This window comes from Microbacterium sp. UBA1612, assembly GCF_002321605.1.
GTDB classification, from domain to species: Bacteria; Actinomycetota; Actinomycetes; order Actinomycetales; family Microbacteriaceae; genus Microbacterium; species Microbacterium luteum.
This window is the reverse complement of record NZ_DCMW01000041.1, coordinates 4404-21180: the sequence shown is the minus strand read 5'-3', so window position 1 is coordinate 21180 and position 16777 is coordinate 4404. Positions and strand designations below refer to the sequence as shown.

Below are 16777 nucleotides of genomic sequence, written 5' to 3'. Positions count from 1 at the left end.
CGCGCGTCCGGCGCCCAGCGCTCAGACGAGGGCGGCGGCCTCCTCCTCGCGCTCGCGCCGCCGGGTGCGGGCGCTGCCGCCCTGGATGATGCGCGCGCGCACGGCGCCCGAGAGCGTGTCGATGAGGATCGTCACCACGATGATGACGACGAGGGTGATGCCGATCTGCTCCCACTCGCGCCGGTTGAACAGCTGCGACAGCAGGGAGCCGATGCCGCCCGCGCCGATGACGCCGAGCACGGCGCTGGCCCGGATGTTGATCTCGAAGCGGTAGAGCCAGAACGCCACGATCTCGGGAAGCGCCTGGGGGAGGACCGCCCACCGGATGCGCTGGAGACCCCGTGCGCCCGACGCGAGCGAGGCCTCCACGGGCCCGCGGTCGATGGACTCGACCGCCTCTGCGGTGAGCTTGCCGAGCGTGCCGATCGAGCCGATCCCGAGCGCCAGCGCACCGGTGAGGGGTCCGAGGCCGAAGATCGGCATGATGAGCACGATCGCGAGGATGATCTCCGGGAGGGCGCGCACGGCGTTGAGGACCTGCCGCACCGCGAACACGACCGGCGCGGGGGCGATGGTGCGCGCGGCGAGGAAGCCGAGTGGGAGCGACAGCACGGCGCCGATGAGCGTTCCGATCCACGCCATCTGCACCGACTCGAGCATGCGCGAGATCGCCAGGACCCAGTACTCCGCCCACGGGTCGGCGGTCGGGTTGTTGAGCACTCCGCCGCCCATGAGGCGGGCGTAGTTGCCGACCTCACCGGGCAGCCCGAGCAGCCGGGCCCAGTTCGCGTCGACCGTCCAGACGGCCCACACCACGACGGCGGCCGAGACGAGGAGCCACACCGTCGACCACAGCTTGCTCGGCGGTGTCGGGCGGCCGGTGAGGGGTCCGGGCGGCGCGGCGCTCACGTGATCCTCCGGCGCACGACCTGCGAGACGATGTCGATGAGGAGCACGACGACGAAGGTGGCGATGAAGATCGCCGAGATGTTCTCCCACGCGAACCGGCCGAGCTGCACGGCGATGACCGAGCCGATGCCGCCCGCGCCGGCGAGGCCGATGACGATCGACGCGCGGATGTTGAGCTCGAACACGTACAGGCTGTAGCTGAGGAAGTTCGGCAGCACCTGCGGATACACCGCCCAGCGGGCGCGCTGGATGCCGCGGCCGCCCGCGGCATCCACAGCTTCGATCGGTCCCCGCTCGACGGCGTCGATCGACTCGGAGGTGAGCTTGGCGACGATGCCGAGGTTGAACATCACCAGCGCCAGGATGCCGGCGAGCGACCCGACGCCGACGAACGCGACGAAGAGGTACGCGTAGCCGATGTCCGGAATCGACCGGATGACCGAGAGCACTCCCTTCACGATCTGGTGCCCTGCCCGGTTCGGGTAGGTGACCGATGACGCGAGCATCGCGGCGACGAGACCGAGCGCGCAGCCGAACAGGCTCGCCAGGACGGCGATGGCGAGCGTCTCGAGCCAGGCGTTGCCGACCTGGAAGATGAACCCCCAGTTGGGGTTCAGGAAGTCCTGCACCACGATCCAGCCGCGCGCGAAGTCGGTGAACAGCGGGGCGAGGGTGAACCCGATCCCCGTGCCGGCCCAGATCGTCACGGCCGCGGCGACGGCGATCCCCGCCCACGTTCCCCACGGCGGGGCGGGCTTGGCGGGGCGTCCGGTGCGCGGCGGGGCGGCGAGCGAGGTCATGACGCGGCGTCCCCGGGCAGCACGTCGGATGCCGTGAGGGAGCGCCCGTAGATCTCCTCGAACACGGCGTCGTCGGCTTCCGCCCCGGTGCCGTCGAAGACGATCCGTCCCTGCCGCATCCCGATGATGCGGTCGCCGTAGGCGCGGGCGAGGTCGAGGAAGTGGAGGTTCACCACCGTCGTGATGCCGAGCTCCCGGTTGATGCGGCGCAGGTCGCGCATCACCTGGTTGGCCGTCGGCGGGTCGAGGGAGGCGACGGGCTCATCGGCGAGGATGACCCGCGGCTCCTGAGCGAGCACGCGGGCGATCGCGACGCGCTGCTGCTGTCCGCCGGAGAGCTGCGACGCGCGCGTGTAGGCCTTCTCGACGATGCCGACCCGCTCGAGGGCCTGGAAAGCGAGCTCGGTGTCGGCGGGCTTCCACACGCCGACGAGGGAGCGCAGGGTCGAGGTGGCGTGCAGGCGCCCGACGAGCACGTTGTTCATGACGCTCGTGCGCGTGACGAGGTTGAACGACTGGAAGATCATGCCGACCTCTGAGCGCAGGCGCCGCAGCTGCCGCTTGTTCGCGCCGCTCACGGTGCGATCGCCCACCGTGAGCGTGCCCGAGGTCGTCGGCACGAGCCCGTTGATCGTGCGCACGAGCGTGGACTTGCCGGCCCCGGAGAGGCCGACGACAACCACGAACGAGCCCTCCTCGATCTCGAGGTCGATGGCGTCCAGCCCGAGCGTCCCCGTGGGGTAGCGCACCGAGACGTTGTCGAAGCGGATCACGTTGTCACCTTCATGCGGATGCCGGGCGGGAGGACCCCGCCCGGCATCCGTCGTATCACTGGTCGCCGAAGTTCTCGTACACCGCGCGGGCGTCTTCGAGCGCGTCGAGGTCGGCGGGCACGAGTCCGTCGATCTCGTAGACGTTGTAGAGCGCCTCGGCGCCCTCCTCGGTCTCGGCGACCGCCATGAACGCGTCGGTGATCATGTCCTGCCACTCCTGCGAGAGCGAGCCGCTCACCGCGACGCCGTCGTTGGGGATGAGCGTCGAGTGCGCGAAGACGACGACCTGCTCGCCGACGTCGGGCTCCTCCTCGGCGACCGACGAGCGGGCGTCGTTGAAGCTCACGCCGACCGCCGCGTCGCCGTCGTACACCGCGCGCACGGCGTTCGGGTGACCGCCGGCGAAGAACGAGCCGGACAGGTCGAACGGGTCGAGTCCGACGTTCTCCAGCTGCGTGGCGGGGTAGTAGTAGCCCGAGGCGCTGCCCTCGTCGACGAAGGCGATCGTCTCGTCCTGGTCGACCTCGGCGAGGGCTTCCTCGCCCAGCGGACCCTCGTTGCCGACCTCGGTGCCGTTGCAGAAGGCGTAGGTGAAGCCGTCGTCGTCGGTCTCGGTGACGATCTCGTCGAGGCAGAAGCGGTCGGGGTCGTTGGTGAACCACTGGGTGACGTAGGTGCTGTCGCCGAAGCGCACCGACTGCAGCACCGGGACGGCACCGGCTTCATCCTGCGCCTGCACGAGGCCGATGGGGCCGAACATGCCGACCTGCGCCTGGTCCGTCTGCATGGCGACGACGAGCCCCGCGTAGTTGTCGGTGACCTCGATCTCGACCGGCACGCCGAGCTCGTCGCTCAGGAGCGCAGCCAACTCTTCGCCGTCGGTGACGACCTGGTCGACGTCCGATGAGGGCACGAGGCCGAGGGTGATCGATTCGGGCGCCTCGGCCGTGCTGCCGCCGTCGCCGTCATCCGACCCGCCGCCGTCGCCCGCGCATCCGGCGAGTACGATTCCGAGGCCGACCGCTCCCGCGGCGATGGCCGTCATCCGTCGGTTCATCACGAGGATTCTCCCTGTGTCAGTGTGCTGTGAGCGCGGGTCCGAGACGGGCTCGCGTGAGCACGCTAACAACGCGTCCACGGAACTGCTCGGTTATGGACGCTTTGTTCACCGATGTTTACGTGCCCGTTCCGACCGCGTCACAAACGCGCCGGGATGCCACCGGGGGTAAAACGTTGTGCGGCGACGCGTCAGGCGTCGCCGAGCGCCGCGGTGATCACCGCGCGCGCCTCATCCTGCACCTGGCGCAGGTGCTCCTCGCCGCGGAGTGACTCGGCGTAGAGCTTGTAGACGTCTTCGGTGCCCGACGGGCGCGCGGCGAACCACGCGCTGTCGGTCTGCACCTTCAGGCCGCCGATCGCCGCGCCGTTGCCCGGGGCGTGCGAGAGCTTGGCGGTGATCGGCTCGCCGGCCAGCTCCGTGGCGGTCACCGACTCCGGCGCGAGCTTGCCGAGGGCGGCCTTCTGCTCGGGCGTGGCCGGGGCGTCGACACGCTGGTAGACGGATGCGCCGTACTCGGCTTCCAGCTCGGCATACCGCTGCGACGGGGTCTTGCCCGTCACCGCCAGGATCTCCGCCGCGAGCAGGCACAGCAGGATGCCGTCCTTGTCGGTGGTCCAGACAGATCCGTCGGTGCGCAGGAAAGAGGCCCCCGCGGACTCCTCGCCGCCGAAGGCGACGGAGCCGTCGAGCAGCCCCGGCACGAACCACTTGAAACCGACGGGGACCTCGAGCAGCGAGCGCCCGAGGGCGGCCGCGACCTTGTCGATGATCATCGACGACACCAGGGTCTTGCCCACGGCCGCATCCGCCGGCCAGTCCGGCCGGTGGGAGTAGAGGTAGTCGATCGCGACGGCGAGGTAGTGGTTGGGGTTCATCAGCCCCGCGTCGGGGGTGACGATGCCGTGGCGGTCGGCATCGGCGTCGTTCCCGGTGAGGATGTCGTACTCGTCCCGGCGCGCGACGAGCGATGCCATCGCCGACGGCGACGACGGGTCCATCCGGATCTTCTCGTCCCAGTCGAGCGTCATGAAGCGCCAGGTCGGGTCGACGTCGGGGTTGACCACGGTCAGGTCGAGGCCGTAGACCTCGGCGATGAGGGCCCAGTAGTCCACGGATGCGCCGCCGAGCGGATCGGCGCCGATGCGCACTCCGGCGGAGCGGATGGCCTCGACGTCGATGATGCCGGCGAGGTCGCGCACGTACGCGTCGCGGAAGTCGTACTCGCCGATCGTGGACTCGTCGAGGTCCTTGAACGGCGTGCGGCGAACGCCGTCGAGGCCGGCGGCGATGAGGTCGTTCGCGCGGTTCGCGATCCATCCCGTCGCGTCGGTGTCGGCCGGGCCGCCGTGCGGCGGGTTGTACTTGAAGCCGCCGTCGCGGGGCGGGTTGTGGCTCGGGGTCACCACGATGCCGTCGGCCCGGGCGGGGTCGGATGCATCGCGCCCGGCGTTGTGCACGAGGATCGCGTGGCTGAGCGCCGGCGTGGGCACCCACGAGTCGCGGGAATCGCGTCGCACGGCGACGCCGTTGGCGACGAGCACTTCCACGGCGGTGCGCTCGGCGGGCAGAGACAGGCCGTGCGTGTCGCGGCCGAGGAACAGCGGACCGGCGATGCCCTGAGCGGTGCGGTAGTCGACGATCGCTTGCGTGGTGGCGAGGATGTGGTCCTCGTTGAAGCTGGTCGACAGCGACGATCCCCGGTGACCGCTCGTGCCGAAGGCCACGCGCTGCGCGGGCACCGACGCGTCGGGTTTGCGGTCGTAGTAGGCGGCCAGCAGCTCGTCGATGTCGATGAGGTCAGAGGGTTCGGCGGGCGTTCCTGCGCGACTCATGGGTCCTAGTCTGCCCTGTCGGAGGCCGACGGGCACCCGCGAGGTCGCCGTGTGTTCCCTCGCGCCCGCGTCCGCGTGCGCTCGGGGCCCATCGCTACCGCGGGCGCTCGCCGGGCAGGCCGGAACATCTAGGCTGGGTGCCCGTGAGCACCGCGATCTCCGAAACCTCCGCCGAGCCCCGGCACTACAGCTACCTCGGGCCCGCCGGAACCTTCACCGAGGCCGCCCTGGCGCAGGTGCCCGAGGCCCGCGGTCAGCGGTGGCGATCGGTCCACAACGTCGGTGAGGCGCTCGCCGACGTCGTCGAGGGGCGCTCGCACGCGGCGATGATCGCGATCGAGAACTCCGTCGACGGCGGCGTCTCCACCGCCCAGGACGCCCTCGCCACCATCCCCGGACTCCGGATCATCGGCGAGTACCTCGTGCCGGTGGACTTCGTGCTCGTCGCGCGACCCGGAACCAGCCTCGAACACGTGAAGCTCGTCTCGGCGCACCCGGTCGCCTACGCGCAGTGCCTGCAGTGGCTCACGCGCACCCTTCCCGCACACGCTCACATCCCGGCCGCCAGCAATGTCGCCAGTGCCCTCGGCATCCTCGAGGGAACGAGCGACGCGGATGCGGCCATCGCCCCGCCCGGCATCCTCGACCACCACGAGCTCGACCTGCTCGCCGAGAAGATCGGCGACAACGAGAACGCCGTCACGCGCTTCGTGCTGGTCGGCCGCACCGTCGCACCGCCGCCCGCGACCGGCGCCGACAAGACCTCCCTCATCGTGGAGCTGCCCGACGACCACCCCGGGGCGCTGCTGGAGATGCTCGAGCAGTTCGCCACCCGCGGCATCAACCTGTCGCTGCTGGCCTCACGCCCGATCGGCGACTCGCTCGGCCGCTACCGGTTCGTCATCGATGCCGACGGGCACATCCAGGACGAGCGCATGGCCGACGCCCTCATGGGACTGCGACGCTTCAGCCCCAAGGTGATCTTCCTCGGCTCCTATCCGCGCGCGGACCGCTCGATCGTGCGGTACTCCAACCGCTACGCCGACGACGTCTTCGTCGAGGCCCGGGACTGGCTGCGGGGGCTGCTTTCGGGCGAGCCCGGCGTCTGACCGGTCAGGCGAGCGTGCCGCCGCGCACGAGGCGCACCTCGCGGATCGCGGCGCCGTCGACCGTGTGCGTCTTGACCGCGCCATCCGGATCGAACCCGTGCCGGCGGTAGAAGGCCCGGGCGCGAGGATTGTCCTCGAGCACCCACAGCGATGCCGGATCGTCGCCGAGGGCGGCATCCATGAGCATGTCGCTCGCGCCGGTGCCGTAGTCGGCCTCGAGCACGTACACGGCGTAGAGCTCGCGGCGCCCGGCGACCGCGTCGTCGTCGCGGCATCGGCCCGCCGAGGCGAATCCGATCACGTCGCCGGCGAGCTCGGCGACCCAGACGTCACCGGCTTCCCCGTCGATCTCGCCGGCCAGGATGCGGCGCCAGGTCTCGGCGCGCGCGGCGACGTCCATGCCGTCGAGTACCTCGTCGGGGATCCGGCCGGCATACGCCTCGCGCCAGCTCGTCACGTGCACCGCCGCGATGGCGGCGGCATCCGTCGACCGAGCGCGGCGCACGGTGTAGGCCTCAGTCACCACCCACCCGCCCCCTCTGTCGGGTCGGTGGCGAGGTCGAGATCGTCGGCGGTGTCGGTCGTGTCGGCCGCCGGGTCGTGCGCCCACGACGACGCCAGCGCGCGGATGCGGGCCCCGCGCCACTGCCAGATGGCCCACAGTACCGGCCACAGCAGCGCCGCCCCGGGCCCGTCGAAGACGAGCCGGTCGCGCCACAGGGTGCGGGTGGGGTCGCCGGGGGCGGGCGAGACCGCCATCTGGTGGTCCCACACGTCGAGGAAGGCGAGCGGCCCCGTCAGCGGGATGCCGCTGTCGCGGAAGATGCGCACGGCGCCGCCCGGCTCATCCACGTGACGGTGGCTGACGTGGATGAGCTGGCGCCCCAGCGGTATCGGTCCGCTCTCGAGGCTCACCGGCACGTCGTCGCCCTCCTCCCACCGCGTCGGCAACCCGGACGGGACGACGGGCGACATCGACACCATCGGGCCGTACAGCTCCGCGACCGCGCGCGGCGAGTGCAGGGCGCGCCACGCGGCGTCGGGGTCGCAGTCGATGACGAGCTTCAGCAGAACGCGCATGCTCCATCGTGTCATCGTGCGACACCGCTGGCGCAAGGGCGGATGCATCCGCCCCTCCGCCGCGCACCGCTTCGGTCGCCGGCGGATGTCGCCATTCGGCCGCGATGCGACATCCACCGGCAAGCGAACGCACCGGATGCGGCATCCGCTGCCAGGCGAATCGCGCGCACGTTTCGCGGTGTGACGCCCGGGCCGCGCACCCGGCGCGCTCGCCGTAGGCTTCTGCGGGTGAGTACGCCGTTCGACCAGCAGCGCTATCAGGTCCGTCACGAGTGGGGGAGTGCGGGATTCGCGCGCCTCGCTCCCGCCGACGTGGTGGTGGTCGTCTCCGTCCTGGGTGAGCACGACGCCGCCCCGATCGCGGATGCCGCTCTCGCGGCGGGGTCGATCGTCCTGCTGGGCGGGCTGCGCAACGCGACGGCTGTGGCATCGGCGATCGCCGACGAGCAGGCGCGCCGGGGAGCGCGCACGAGCGTCTCGATCGTCTCGGCGGGGGAGGAGACCCCGCACGGCGTGCGCTTCGCCGTCGAGGACCAGTTCGGCGCCGGCGCCGTCATCGACGCTCTGGGGAACCGGGGGATCGACCACACGTCGCCCGAGGCTGCCGCAGCCGCCGAGTCGTATCGCGGGCTGGGACGCGCCGTGCGACACCTGCTCACCGCTGGCGGGACCGGACAGCGTCTGGTCGCCGAGGGTCGTCGTGCCGACGTGCTGCGCGCCGCAGAACTCGACGCGAGCGACGACCCGGGCCGCTACCGGCCGTCGATCAGCGCGGCGTCATCGCCGCAAGCCGTGTCGCAGGGGTGATCTCCCGCCGGGTCCACGTCAGCAGGTGACGCTCGTCGAACCGCGGCGCGCATCGTGCGCATGAGGTCGGACGCGATGCCCGACGATGACGGTAGGCCACATGCCCGGCCGGACACACCCCGACCCAGGGGGCGAGTTCGACGGCGGTCTCGCCGCGATGGGTCGTGCCGCCGACGTAGCCGAGGCCGCGGGCGATCGACTTCCACCTCGGTCCGTGGCCGGCCGTCGCCCCCGCCAGGGCATGGGCGACCTCGTGCAGGAGCGTCTGATGGTTGGTGTCGTCGTCGTAGCGGGCCGAGAGGTAGCGCGACACGGTGATGCGCCGCCGCGTGTAGTCGCACTGACCGGCGCGGCGCTTGGCGTTGTCGAAGCCGAACGTCCACGACGAGTCGAGGTGCGACGAGATCAACGCCTCCGCCCACTGGCGTACGCGATGCGGTTCTGACATGTCGGAAGAGTAGAACAGACCTACGACACTGCGGCGATCAGCTCGCGACCGCGGTCTGCGCGCGCCGGCGGTCGCACAGATCGATCGCCAGCAGCACGGCCTGCAGCTGCGACTCCGGGGCGCCGGATTCCTGACGCAGGAAGAGCGCGCGCTTGAAGTCCTTGCGGGCCTCCTCGAACTCCGCGGCGTCGAAATTCACCTTGCCGCGATGCTGGAGGGCGAAGGCCGCGATCGCGGCCCATCCCTGCCCTTCGGCCTCTTCGGCGCACGTCGTGAGCTCCTGCTCGGCGGCGGCGTAGGCTCCGCGCGCCTGAACGACCGTGGCATGCAGGATGCGGGCGCGCAGGAGATCCTTGCGGGTGCCGGCCATCCGCGCGAAGCGCACGGCGTGCTCCGACAGGGTGAGGGCGTCGTCGGTCTCGCCGAGTACCTTCAGCAGCCACACGCGTTCGAGCATCGACACGAGGCTGCGCTGATCGCCGAGCTCGGCCAGGCGCTCCTTGCACTGGGCAGGGTCGACGATCTCCCGCAGCGTGTCGGGGTCGTATCCGTGGATGAAGCTCACCGTCGACTCCCTTCGCGTGCGGCTCGCCTCCTCAGTGTGCCCTCCCGCGCCGTCGGTTCCGGGTGGCCACGCCGACAGGCGGCATCCCGTGCGCGCGGATGCGTCGTTCCGTCTCGCTCCGCTCGCTCCGCGCCGCCGCGTCCGAGCACCCCAGCGGCGTTCCGCAGTCCGAGCACCCCAGCGGCGTTCCGCAGTCAGGATGTGTGGGTGCGGCACCGGGGTCAGCGCGTGTTGTGACTGCGGAGTGTGGGGTGTCGGCGGAGCTGGTCAGCGCTCGAACAGCTTCGAAGGCGGCTTCGGCGACGGCACGGCGTCGGCGTCGGTCGCGGGCCGCGCTCCGCGGACGAACTCCTCGATCTCGGCCCCCTCGGCGACCTTCGCCGGATGCGGTCCCGCCGCCATCAGGCGCGGCAGCCACGCCGTCGGCAGCGGCGACGCCGAGGCCGCGACGACGAGGTTGCCGAATCGTCGCCCCTTGAGGGTCTGCACCTCGGCGAGCACGATGACGTTCGCGAGCACTTCGCGCACCGTCGCGACCTGCCGACGCGCGAAGGCGAGTCCCGCGCCGTCGGCGACGTTGACCAGCAGCACGCCGTCGGGACCCAGAAGACGCGCGGCGGCGGCGTAGAACTCGACCGACGTCAGGTGCGCGGGAATCTGCGCGCCGGCGTAGACGTCAGCCACCAGCACGTCGACCTGGCCGACCAGTCCCGCGGGAAACCGGCCGAGCGCCTGGCGCGCATCCCCGATCCGCACGCGGATGGAGGCGCCGCGCGGCAGCGGCAGCCGCTCGCGTACGAGGGCGATCAGCTCGGGCTCGAGTTCGACGACCTGCTGGCGGGAGCCGGGCCGCGTCGCGTCGATGTAGCGGGGGAGGGTCATGGCGCCGGCGCCGAGGTGCACCGCGGTGAGCGGCTGCCCGGGCAGCTTCAGCCGGTCGATCACGGCGGCCATCCGCGCGACGTACTCGAAGTGCAGATGCGTCGGGTCGTCGAGGTCGACGTGCGACTGCGGGGTCCCGTCGACGACGAGTTCGTAGCCCGATGTATAGGGCGACGGTTCGACGGATGCGAGCGCCCCGTCGCCCAGGCGCACCGGCGGTTCGGTGTGCTCATTGCGCGCGCGGGCCATGTTCCCAGCTTGCCCGATGCCCGGCTGCGAGTGCCGCCGGTACCGTGAGGACATGTCCGCCATCGACCTGAACGCCGACCTCGGCGAGACCGTCGACGGGGTGCCGACCGCCGACGACGAAGCGATGTTCGCCGTCGTGTCCAGCGCCTCCGTCGCGTGCGGCGGCCACGCCGGCGATGCGGCATCCATGCACGAATCGGTCACCCGGGCGGCGCGGTACGGCGTCGCCGTTGGGGCGCATCCGTCTTACCCCGACCGCGCCGGTTTCGGCCGGTCAGCCCTGACGCTGACGGAGGTCGAGCTGCGCGCCACGCTCGACGAGCAGCTCGAGGCGCTCGCCGCGGCGGGCGGGGACATCCGCTACGTGAAGCCGCATGGCGCGCTCTACCACGCCGTCACCGCCGACGCTGCGACCGCCCGCGTCGTCGCCGCCGCCGTGCGGCGACTTGCCGATCGTCTCGGTCGCGAGCTGCCGCTCCTCGGTCTCGGCGGTGCCGGCAGCCGCGCCGCCGAGGAGGCCGGCCTGCCGTTCGTGCGCGAGGCGTTCCTCGATCGCGGCTACCTCGCGGACGGCGGCCTCGTGCCGCGCGGCGAGGCAGGCGCTCTCCTCGACGATCCTGATCTGGTCGCGCGCCGCGCGGTCCGCCTGGCGATCGACGGGGTCGTGGATGCCGTCGACGGCCACATGCTCGCCGTCGACGCGCCCTCGATGTGCCTGCACGGCGACAGCCCGGCCGCGGTGGCGATGGCGCGAGCGGTGCGCGCGGCGCTCGATGCCGCCGGCGTGGACGTGAGGGCACCGTGGTGAAGGCGGCATCGTCCGGTGAGTCGTGGCGCATCCTGCCGATGGGTGAGCGAGCGCTGCTGATCGAGGCCCCGGGGCTCTCCGAGGTGCTGGACCTGCACGCGGCGCTCGTCGCCGCGCCGCCGGATGGCGTGGTCGACGTGGTACCCGCCGCCCGCACGGTGCTCGTGCACGTGGATCCGGCGATCCTGTCTCTCGCGTCGGCGCGCGCGTGGATCGACCGTGCGCTGACGGGTGACGTGCGGCGCATCCCGTCGGAACGTGTCGAGGCGCAGGCCGTCGAACTCGCCGTGCGGTACGACGGTGCCGACCTCGCTGACACCGCTGCGGTGCTCGGCATCTCGCCAGACGAGCTGGCGCGCCGCCACGCTGCCGCGACGTGGAGCGTGGCGTTCACCGGATTCGCGCCCGGCTTCGGCTATCTCGTGAGCGACGCGTGGTCGTTCGACGTGCCGCGTCTGGAGTCCCCGCGCACACGCGTTCCGGCCGGGTCGGTGGGCCTGGCCGCCGGCTTCACCGGCGCTTACCCGCGCGATACGCCAGGCGGATGGCGCCTCATCGGCACGACCGACGCGCCCCTCTTCGACCCGGCCGCGGCCCAGCCCGCCCTTCTCGCGCCGGGCACCCGCGTCCGTTTCATCCCCGTCCCTTCCATCCCGCCGAAATCCCTTGCTTCCCCCGCCTCGGCTTCCCCCGCCCCCGCCTCTTCGACGGCGTCCCCGGCTTCTCCGGCCTCCGTCTCTCCGGCCTCCGTTTCGAGTCCTAACTCAGGCTGGGTGCCGCCGGCACCCGCCGAGAACCCCGGTTCACCACCGTCCGCCCCGACGCAGCCTGAGTCAGGGCACACGTCGGGGGGAAGCCCGGCCGCGGACGCCGTCCTGAGCGACGCCGCGGCCTCGGAGGCAGGTGCCGCCACGCAGCCGGGTGTCGCCACCGTTTCGAGCCGTAACTCAGGTTGGAAGACGTCGCCGCCCGCCGGAGACGCCGGAACGCGGCCGCCGGTGCCCGCTCAGCCTGAGTTGGGGCACACGACTCCCGGTGCCGAACCCGGTACCGGTACCCAATCCAGGGCCGGGACCGCGGCCAGTACCGAACACGGGACCGCACCCGGGGCCGGTACCGAACACAGGACCGCACCCGGCGCCGGGACCGCACCCAGGGCCGGTACCGAACACGGGACCGCACCCGGTGCCGGTGCCGAAGCCGCGCCCGGAACCGCACCCGCCGGCGCCGGCCGGGGGATCGAGGTGATCGAGGCGGGGCTGCTCGCGACCGTTCAGGACCTCGGACGCCCGGGTCACGCGGCCCTCGGCGTTGCCCGCTCGGGTGCACTCGACCGGGCGGCGCTGCGCGCGGGCAACCGGCTCGTCGGCAATCCCGAGGGTGCCGCCGGCATTGAGATCACGATGGGCGGATTCCGGGCCCGTGCAGCGACGCGGCTGTGGTTCGCGGTCACCGGCGCGTGGGGACCGGTGACGCTCGACGGGCGTCCGGTCGACCCCTACACGGCGCACGAATGGCCCGCCGGCGCCGAGCTGCACGTGGACTGGGCCGAGCACGGCGTCCGCGCGATGCTCGCGGTACGCGGCGGCGTCGCGGGTCCGCGTGTGCTCGGATCCCGCAGCACCGACGTCATGGCGGGGCTCGGACCCGATCGTCTCGCGGCCGGCGCGCACGTCGAGGTGGGACCCGATCCGGCTGCGCCGGTGCCCGTCGCGCCCACGGCCACGTGGGGCGCACCGCCCGATGAGATCGAGCTCCGTCTGGCTCCCGGGCCTCGGTCCGACTGGTTCGACGACGACGCACGCGTCGCCCTGTTCGACGGGGAGTGGACCGTCGCCGCCGACGCCGACCGGGTCGGCGTGCGACTGGACGGCCCCGTGCTGACGCGGCGCCGCGCCGGCGAGCTGCCGAGCGAGGGGATGGTGCCCGGTGCCCTCCAGGTGGCCCCGACCGGACGACCCACCGTGCTGCTGGCCGACGGCCCGGTCACCGGCGGCTACCCGGTGATCGCGGTGGTGGCGGATGCCGATCTCGACCTGCTCGCACAGGCGCGCCCGGGCTCCCGGATCCGCTTCCGGCACGTGCGCCACGCGGGCTGACGCCGCGTCACCACGCCGCGAGCGTGTCGGCGAGGATGGCCCGGTCCGAGGGTGGGAGAGCGCACACGACCGCCTCGGCGAGACTCAACGACGCGCCGCGGTGCTCGCCCGCCGCGACCTCCTCCGGCGCTGCCGCGCGCGCCGCATCCAGCGACAGTGAATGCACGGTGAAGGCCTCGACGTCGAAGACGCCGATCCGGTGACGGATAGCGGCCGCGGCGGCCGAAAGCTCGCCGGCTCGTTCGGCGTCGCCACGTGCGGCCGCGATGGCGCAAAGGCCCTCGAGGCCGTAGGCGACGCCCTCTTCGTGATGCAGGCGCACGGCGTCGACCAGGGTGCGGCGGAACACCCCCTCGGCCTGGTCGGTCTCTCCCCGCACGAGCAGGAGCCGACCGATCTGATTTCCGGCGATCGACCCTGTGAAGCGGTCGCCGCCGCGCTCGGCGATGTCGGCGGCGCGCTCGAAATGGTCGATGGCCCCGTCGAGGGAATGTCGGAGCCATGCCACGCGGCCCAGGGATACCTGGCTGATCGCCTCGCCCCACCCGTTGCCGAGCTGCCGCAGGGATGCCACAGCCTCGGTCAGCTCCCGCTCGGCGGCATCGAGATCGGGGTCGGGCAGCTGCACGCGCGCCGTCGCTCGCGCAGCGACCGCCATCGCCGCTGCGTCCTCGTCGCCGCTTTCGGTGAACAGGCGCACGCATTCGGCGAGACCGGCGACGACCTCGGGTGCCGGGCGCTGCCACATCTCGCCCCAGAGCGCGAAGAACCAGGCCACCGCCCGGGTGTGCGGGCTGATCGGCTGCTGCTTGTCGAGGAGCTCGAGCATCCACATGCGCACGCCTGCGAACAACCCCATGATCCACCAGTAGATGAGCAGGCTCCAGGCGAGGTCGGCGGCGTCATCCAGTCGGTCGATGTAGACGAGGTGACGGACGGCCGCCCGCAGGTTCGACAGTTCGATGCCGAGAAGTCCCAGGGCTGCGGTCTGACCGGCTCCCCGCAGATCCGGCGCCACACGCGCGGCCAGGGCCACGTAGTGGTCGGCGTGACGCTCGCGCATCAGATCGGCGTCGCCGCGCTCCTTCAGTCGCGCGAGCGAGTACTCGCGCACGATGGACAGCAAGGACAGCACGACACGGCCGCCGATGGCGACGCGGCGCACGAGCGAGGCGTCGACGAGAGCGGCGATCGCGTCGATCTCCTCGCCCTCCCAGCTGCGCCCCGCCCCGATCGCCTCGACCGCTTCGATACCGAACCGCGGGCCGAAGACGCCGAGATCCTCCAGGAGAGCGCGCTGCGCAGGGGCGAGCAGGTCGACACTCCAGTCCAGCGTCGCGCGGAGGGTGCGGTGGCGGTCCGGCATGTCGCGCACCGTCGCGCTCAGCACCGGCAGGCGTCGCTCGAGTCGTTGAGCCATGACCTGCGGCGTGAGCAGGCGCGCCTTGGCGGCGGCCAGCTCGATCGCCAGTGGCAGCCCGTCCAGACGGCGGCAGATGTCGATCACGGCGGCGGCGTTGTCCTTGGTCAGAGCGAAGCCCGGGTCGGCGGCGCGAGCGCGATCGACGAACAGCGCGCAGGCGTCGCACGTCTCCGCGCGGGACAGCGTGCTCACCGTGCCGGCGTCCGGGAACGGCAGCGGATCGACGTCGTAGACGCGCTCGCCCCGAATGCGCAGCACGACTCTGCTGGAGACCAGGAAGCGGGCGCTCGGGGCGGCCGCGGACAGTCTCACGAGCGCCGGAGCGGCATCGACGATCTGCTCGAAGTTGTCGAGCACGACGAGCACTCGTCTGGACTCCAGCGACCGCGAGATGCGATCCTCCAGCGGTGCCTCGCCGTTGTCGCGGATGCCCAGTGCGTAGCCGATCGTCGGCAGCAGCAGGGCTGGTTCCAGCACACCTTCGAGGGCGACGAAGTAGACGCCGTCGGGGAAGAGGTCTTCGCAGGCTCTGGCGGTCTCGGTCGCGAGGCGGCTCTTGCCGATCCCGCCCGGGCCGATCAGGCTGAGCACGCGGTCAGACCCCTCCGCGAGCAAGCAGCGCAACCGTGCGATGTCATCGTCCCGGCCGATCGTCGTCGTCGCGGGGGCGGGAACGCGCGAGAGCAGGGCCGCGGTGGCGGCCTCCGTGCCGGTACCCGCCTCCTGCGACTGCGCGAAGCGCTCGGCGAGCAGGGTGGCGAGGTCTGCCGCGATCTGCTCCTCGAGATCGGCTGGGTCGTCGAAGGGCAGGTAGGCGGCGGTGTCGTCGTCGCGGATGCGTTCCAGCAGGCGATTCAGGCGTTCGTCCCGGTGATCAGCGGATTTGACGTAGATCAGCTTGGGCAGAGTGGGCGGGGAGAGGTTGTACTCGTCTTCGAGTCCGGACACGTCCTCTCCCGGTGCCACCCAGCCGTAACTGGCGTGATAGATCCCGACGAAGACGTCGCTCTGGGCGAGATAGGAGCGATAAAGGGTGCGGGGTGGATGCGGTCGGGCGCCGAGCTCGAACATCACCGGCGCCAGGCGCAGACGCTCGATGGCTGCGCGGGCGGCACGGCGCTCGCCCTGCAGCTCGCGCAGGGTCGAGCTCACGAACACCCGTATCCGCTGGTCAGGCGTGCGGATGACGGGCGAACCCCCAGTCATGAGCGGTTTATACCCCACCGGACGGGCCGGGTCAAGGATCGGCTGGACATGGCGCGTCGCGGGGCGTATAGTGAGTCTTTGCGCTTTGGATTCCCCCTGCCCTCATATGGTGGTCGGCGGTGTCCGTGTGCCCCCGCTTCACGAGATCGACACGAAGCGGCGTGCGGCTCGCGGACTTCGGGGACGACTGAGCACTCCACCTGACGACAAGGAAACAGGCCCCGCCCGGGCCCACGGAGGTAATCCCCTTGGCTGCTGCGAGCAACGCATCCACCACCACCCCCAAGAACGGACGCGGAGCTTCCCGTCTCTCGTTCGCCAAAGTCTCCGACACGCTGACGGTCCCCGACCTGCTGGCGCTGCAGACCGAGTCCTTCGACTGGCTGGTCGGCAACGAGGCGTGGCGCGACCGCCTCGCCGAGGCGCAGGCCGCGGGCCGCACCGACGTCGCCCTGCAGAGCGGTCTCGAGGAGATCTTCGAGGAGATCTCGCCGATCGAGGACCTCTCCGAGACGATGCAGCTGTCGTTCACGAACCCCTACCTCGAGCCCGAGAAGTACTCCATCGAGGAGTGCAAGGAGCGCGGCAAGACGTACGCTGCCCCGCTCTACGTCGAGGCCGAGTTCATGAACCACCAGACCGGTGAGATCAAGACCCAGACGGTCTTCATGGGCGACTTCCCGCTCCAGACCGACAAGGGCACGTTCATCATCAACGGCACCGAGCG

General features: G+C 71.6%; 15 protein-coding genes and 1 pseudogene. 5 read left to right on the top strand and 11 right to left on the bottom strand.

Translation table 11 applies throughout. The features are described from left to right. Positions 1-21: 21 nt before the first annotated feature. The 5 genes from phnE (B3S45_RS14520) to pgm form a co-directional block, all read right to left on the bottom strand. Positions 22-909 (bottom strand): phosphonate ABC transporter, permease protein PhnE, encoded by an 888-nt coding sequence (gene phnE / locus B3S45_RS14520; RefSeq protein ID WP_286721508.1) that lies wholly within the window; start codon positions 907-909, stop codon positions 22-24. Then, entirely contained in the window at positions 906-1709 is an 804-nt protein-coding gene (gene phnE, locus B3S45_RS14515; RefSeq protein WP_286721506.1) for a phosphonate ABC transporter, permease protein PhnE, read from the bottom strand. Before phnE (B3S45_RS14515) ends, phnE (B3S45_RS14520) begins: the two co-directional genes overlap by 4 nt. Continuing rightward, the gene (gene phnC, locus B3S45_RS14510) at positions 1706-2482 is read right to left on the bottom strand and encodes a phosphonate ABC transporter ATP-binding protein (RefSeq protein ID WP_286721505.1); all 777 of its coding nucleotides are present in this window, start codon (positions 2480-2482) and stop codon (positions 1706-1708) included. Before phnC ends, phnE (B3S45_RS14515) begins: the two co-directional genes overlap by 4 nt. Positions 2483-2537: 55 nt before the next feature. Then, complete coding sequence (phnD, locus tag B3S45_RS14505) at positions 2538-3539, bottom strand: phosphate/phosphite/phosphonate ABC transporter substrate-binding protein (RefSeq protein ID WP_286721503.1); 1002 nt, start codon at positions 3537-3539, stop codon at positions 2538-2540. 191 nt (positions 3540-3730) lie between these two features. Then, positions 3731-5374: a phosphoglucomutase (alpha-D-glucose-1,6-bisphosphate-dependent) gene (gene pgm, locus B3S45_RS14500; protein ID WP_286721501.1), complete on the bottom strand. Its 1644-nt coding sequence runs from the start codon at positions 5372-5374 to the stop codon at positions 3731-3733. Between the two features lie 143 nt (positions 5375-5517). On the opposite strand from pgm, the gene pheA reads away from it, so the two are divergent. Then, a complete protein-coding gene (gene pheA / locus B3S45_RS14495; protein WP_071045932.1) occupies positions 5518-6483 on the top strand; it encodes a prephenate dehydratase in 966 nt (321 codons plus the stop codon). A gap of 4 nt (positions 6484-6487) precedes the next feature. Here the strand turns inward: pheA and B3S45_RS14490 are convergent, their stop codons facing one another. Both B3S45_RS14490 and B3S45_RS14485 read right to left on the bottom strand, forming a co-directional pair. Further along, a complete protein-coding gene (locus B3S45_RS14490) occupies positions 6488-7009 on the bottom strand; it encodes a GNAT family N-acetyltransferase (RefSeq protein ID WP_349676004.1) in 522 nt (173 codons plus the stop codon). Further along, a complete protein-coding gene (locus B3S45_RS14485) occupies positions 7003-7563 on the bottom strand; it encodes a hypothetical protein (protein ID WP_286721499.1) in 561 nt (186 codons plus the stop codon). The genes B3S45_RS14490 and B3S45_RS14485 overlap by 7 nt, the downstream gene beginning before the upstream one ends. Before the next feature lie 228 nt (positions 7564-7791). Between B3S45_RS14485 and B3S45_RS14480 the strand changes: the two genes are divergently transcribed. Continuing rightward, on the top strand, positions 7792-8370 hold the full coding sequence (locus tag B3S45_RS14480) for a 2-phosphosulfolactate phosphatase (RefSeq protein WP_071045938.1): 579 nt from the start codon (positions 7792-7794) through the stop codon (positions 8368-8370). Here B3S45_RS14480 and B3S45_RS14475 read toward each other — a convergent pair. The 3 genes from B3S45_RS14475 to B3S45_RS14465 form a co-directional block, all read right to left on the bottom strand. After that, positions 8330-8818 (bottom strand): SprT-like domain-containing protein, encoded by a 489-nt coding sequence (locus B3S45_RS14475; protein ID WP_071045939.1) that lies wholly within the window; start codon positions 8816-8818, stop codon positions 8330-8332. The two genes, B3S45_RS14480 and B3S45_RS14475, sit on opposite strands and share 41 nt — an antisense overlap. A 37-nt stretch (positions 8819-8855) precedes the next feature. Next, positions 8856-9383 carry a hypothetical protein gene (locus B3S45_RS14470; protein ID WP_071045941.1) on the bottom strand — a complete coding sequence of 176 codons (528 nt, stop codon included), beginning with the start codon at positions 9381-9383 and terminating at the stop codon, positions 8856-8858. A gap of 267 nt (positions 9384-9650) precedes the next feature. Beyond that, positions 9651-10514, bottom strand: coding sequence for a spermidine synthase (locus B3S45_RS14465; RefSeq protein ID WP_071045943.1), 864 nt, complete (start codon positions 10512-10514; stop codon positions 9651-9653). 52 nt (positions 10515-10566) lie between these two features. Between B3S45_RS14465 and B3S45_RS14460 the strand changes: the two genes are divergently transcribed. Next, entirely contained in the window at positions 10567-11322 is a 756-nt protein-coding gene (locus B3S45_RS14460) for a 5-oxoprolinase subunit PxpA (protein ID WP_286721495.1), read from the top strand. Then, complete coding sequence (locus tag B3S45_RS14455) at positions 11319-13421, top strand: 5-oxoprolinase/urea amidolyase family protein (protein WP_286721493.1); 2103 nt, start codon at positions 11319-11321, stop codon at positions 13419-13421. Before B3S45_RS14460 ends, B3S45_RS14455 begins: the two co-directional genes overlap by 4 nt. 7 nt (positions 13422-13428) lie before the next feature. Here the strand turns inward: B3S45_RS14455 and B3S45_RS14450 are convergent, their stop codons facing one another. Next, a complete protein-coding gene (locus B3S45_RS14450) occupies positions 13429-16050 on the bottom strand; it encodes a DUF4062 domain-containing protein (RefSeq protein WP_286721490.1) in 2622 nt (873 codons plus the stop codon). Between the two features lie 248 nt (positions 16051-16298). Here B3S45_RS14450 and B3S45_RS14445 point away from each other — a divergent pair. Further along, positions 16299-16777, top strand: a pseudogene (locus tag B3S45_RS14445) (DNA-directed RNA polymerase subunit beta); the annotation flags it as partial.

Excerpts from the sequence above, each read along its gene's own strand:
- phnD (WP_286721503.1), bottom strand. The coding sequence starts at position 3,539 with ATGAACCGACGGATGACGGCCATCGCCGCGGGAGCGGTCGGCCTCGGA.
- B3S45_RS14450 (WP_286721490.1), bottom strand. The coding sequence starts at position 16,050 with ATGACTGGGGGTTCGCCCGTCATCCGCACGCCTGACCAGCGGATACGG.
- B3S45_RS14485 (WP_286721499.1), bottom strand. The coding sequence starts at position 7,563 with ATGCGCGTTCTGCTGAAGCTCGTCATCGACTGCGACCCCGACGCCGCG.
- pgm (WP_286721501.1), bottom strand. The coding sequence starts at position 5,374 with ATGAGTCGCGCAGGAACGCCCGCCGAACCCTCTGACCTCATCGACATC.
- B3S45_RS14465 (WP_071045943.1), bottom strand. The coding sequence starts at position 10,514 with ATGGCCCGCGCGCGCAATGAGCACACCGAACCGCCGGTGCGCCTGGGC.
- phnE (WP_286721506.1), bottom strand. The coding sequence starts at position 1,709 with ATGACCTCGCTCGCCGCCCCGCCGCGCACCGGACGCCCCGCCAAGCCC.
- B3S45_RS14460 (WP_286721495.1), top strand. The coding sequence starts at position 10,567 with ATGTCCGCCATCGACCTGAACGCCGACCTCGGCGAGACCGTCGACGGG.
- B3S45_RS14475 (WP_071045939.1), bottom strand. The coding sequence starts at position 8,818 with ATGTCAGAACCGCATCGCGTACGCCAGTGGGCGGAGGCGTTGATCTCG.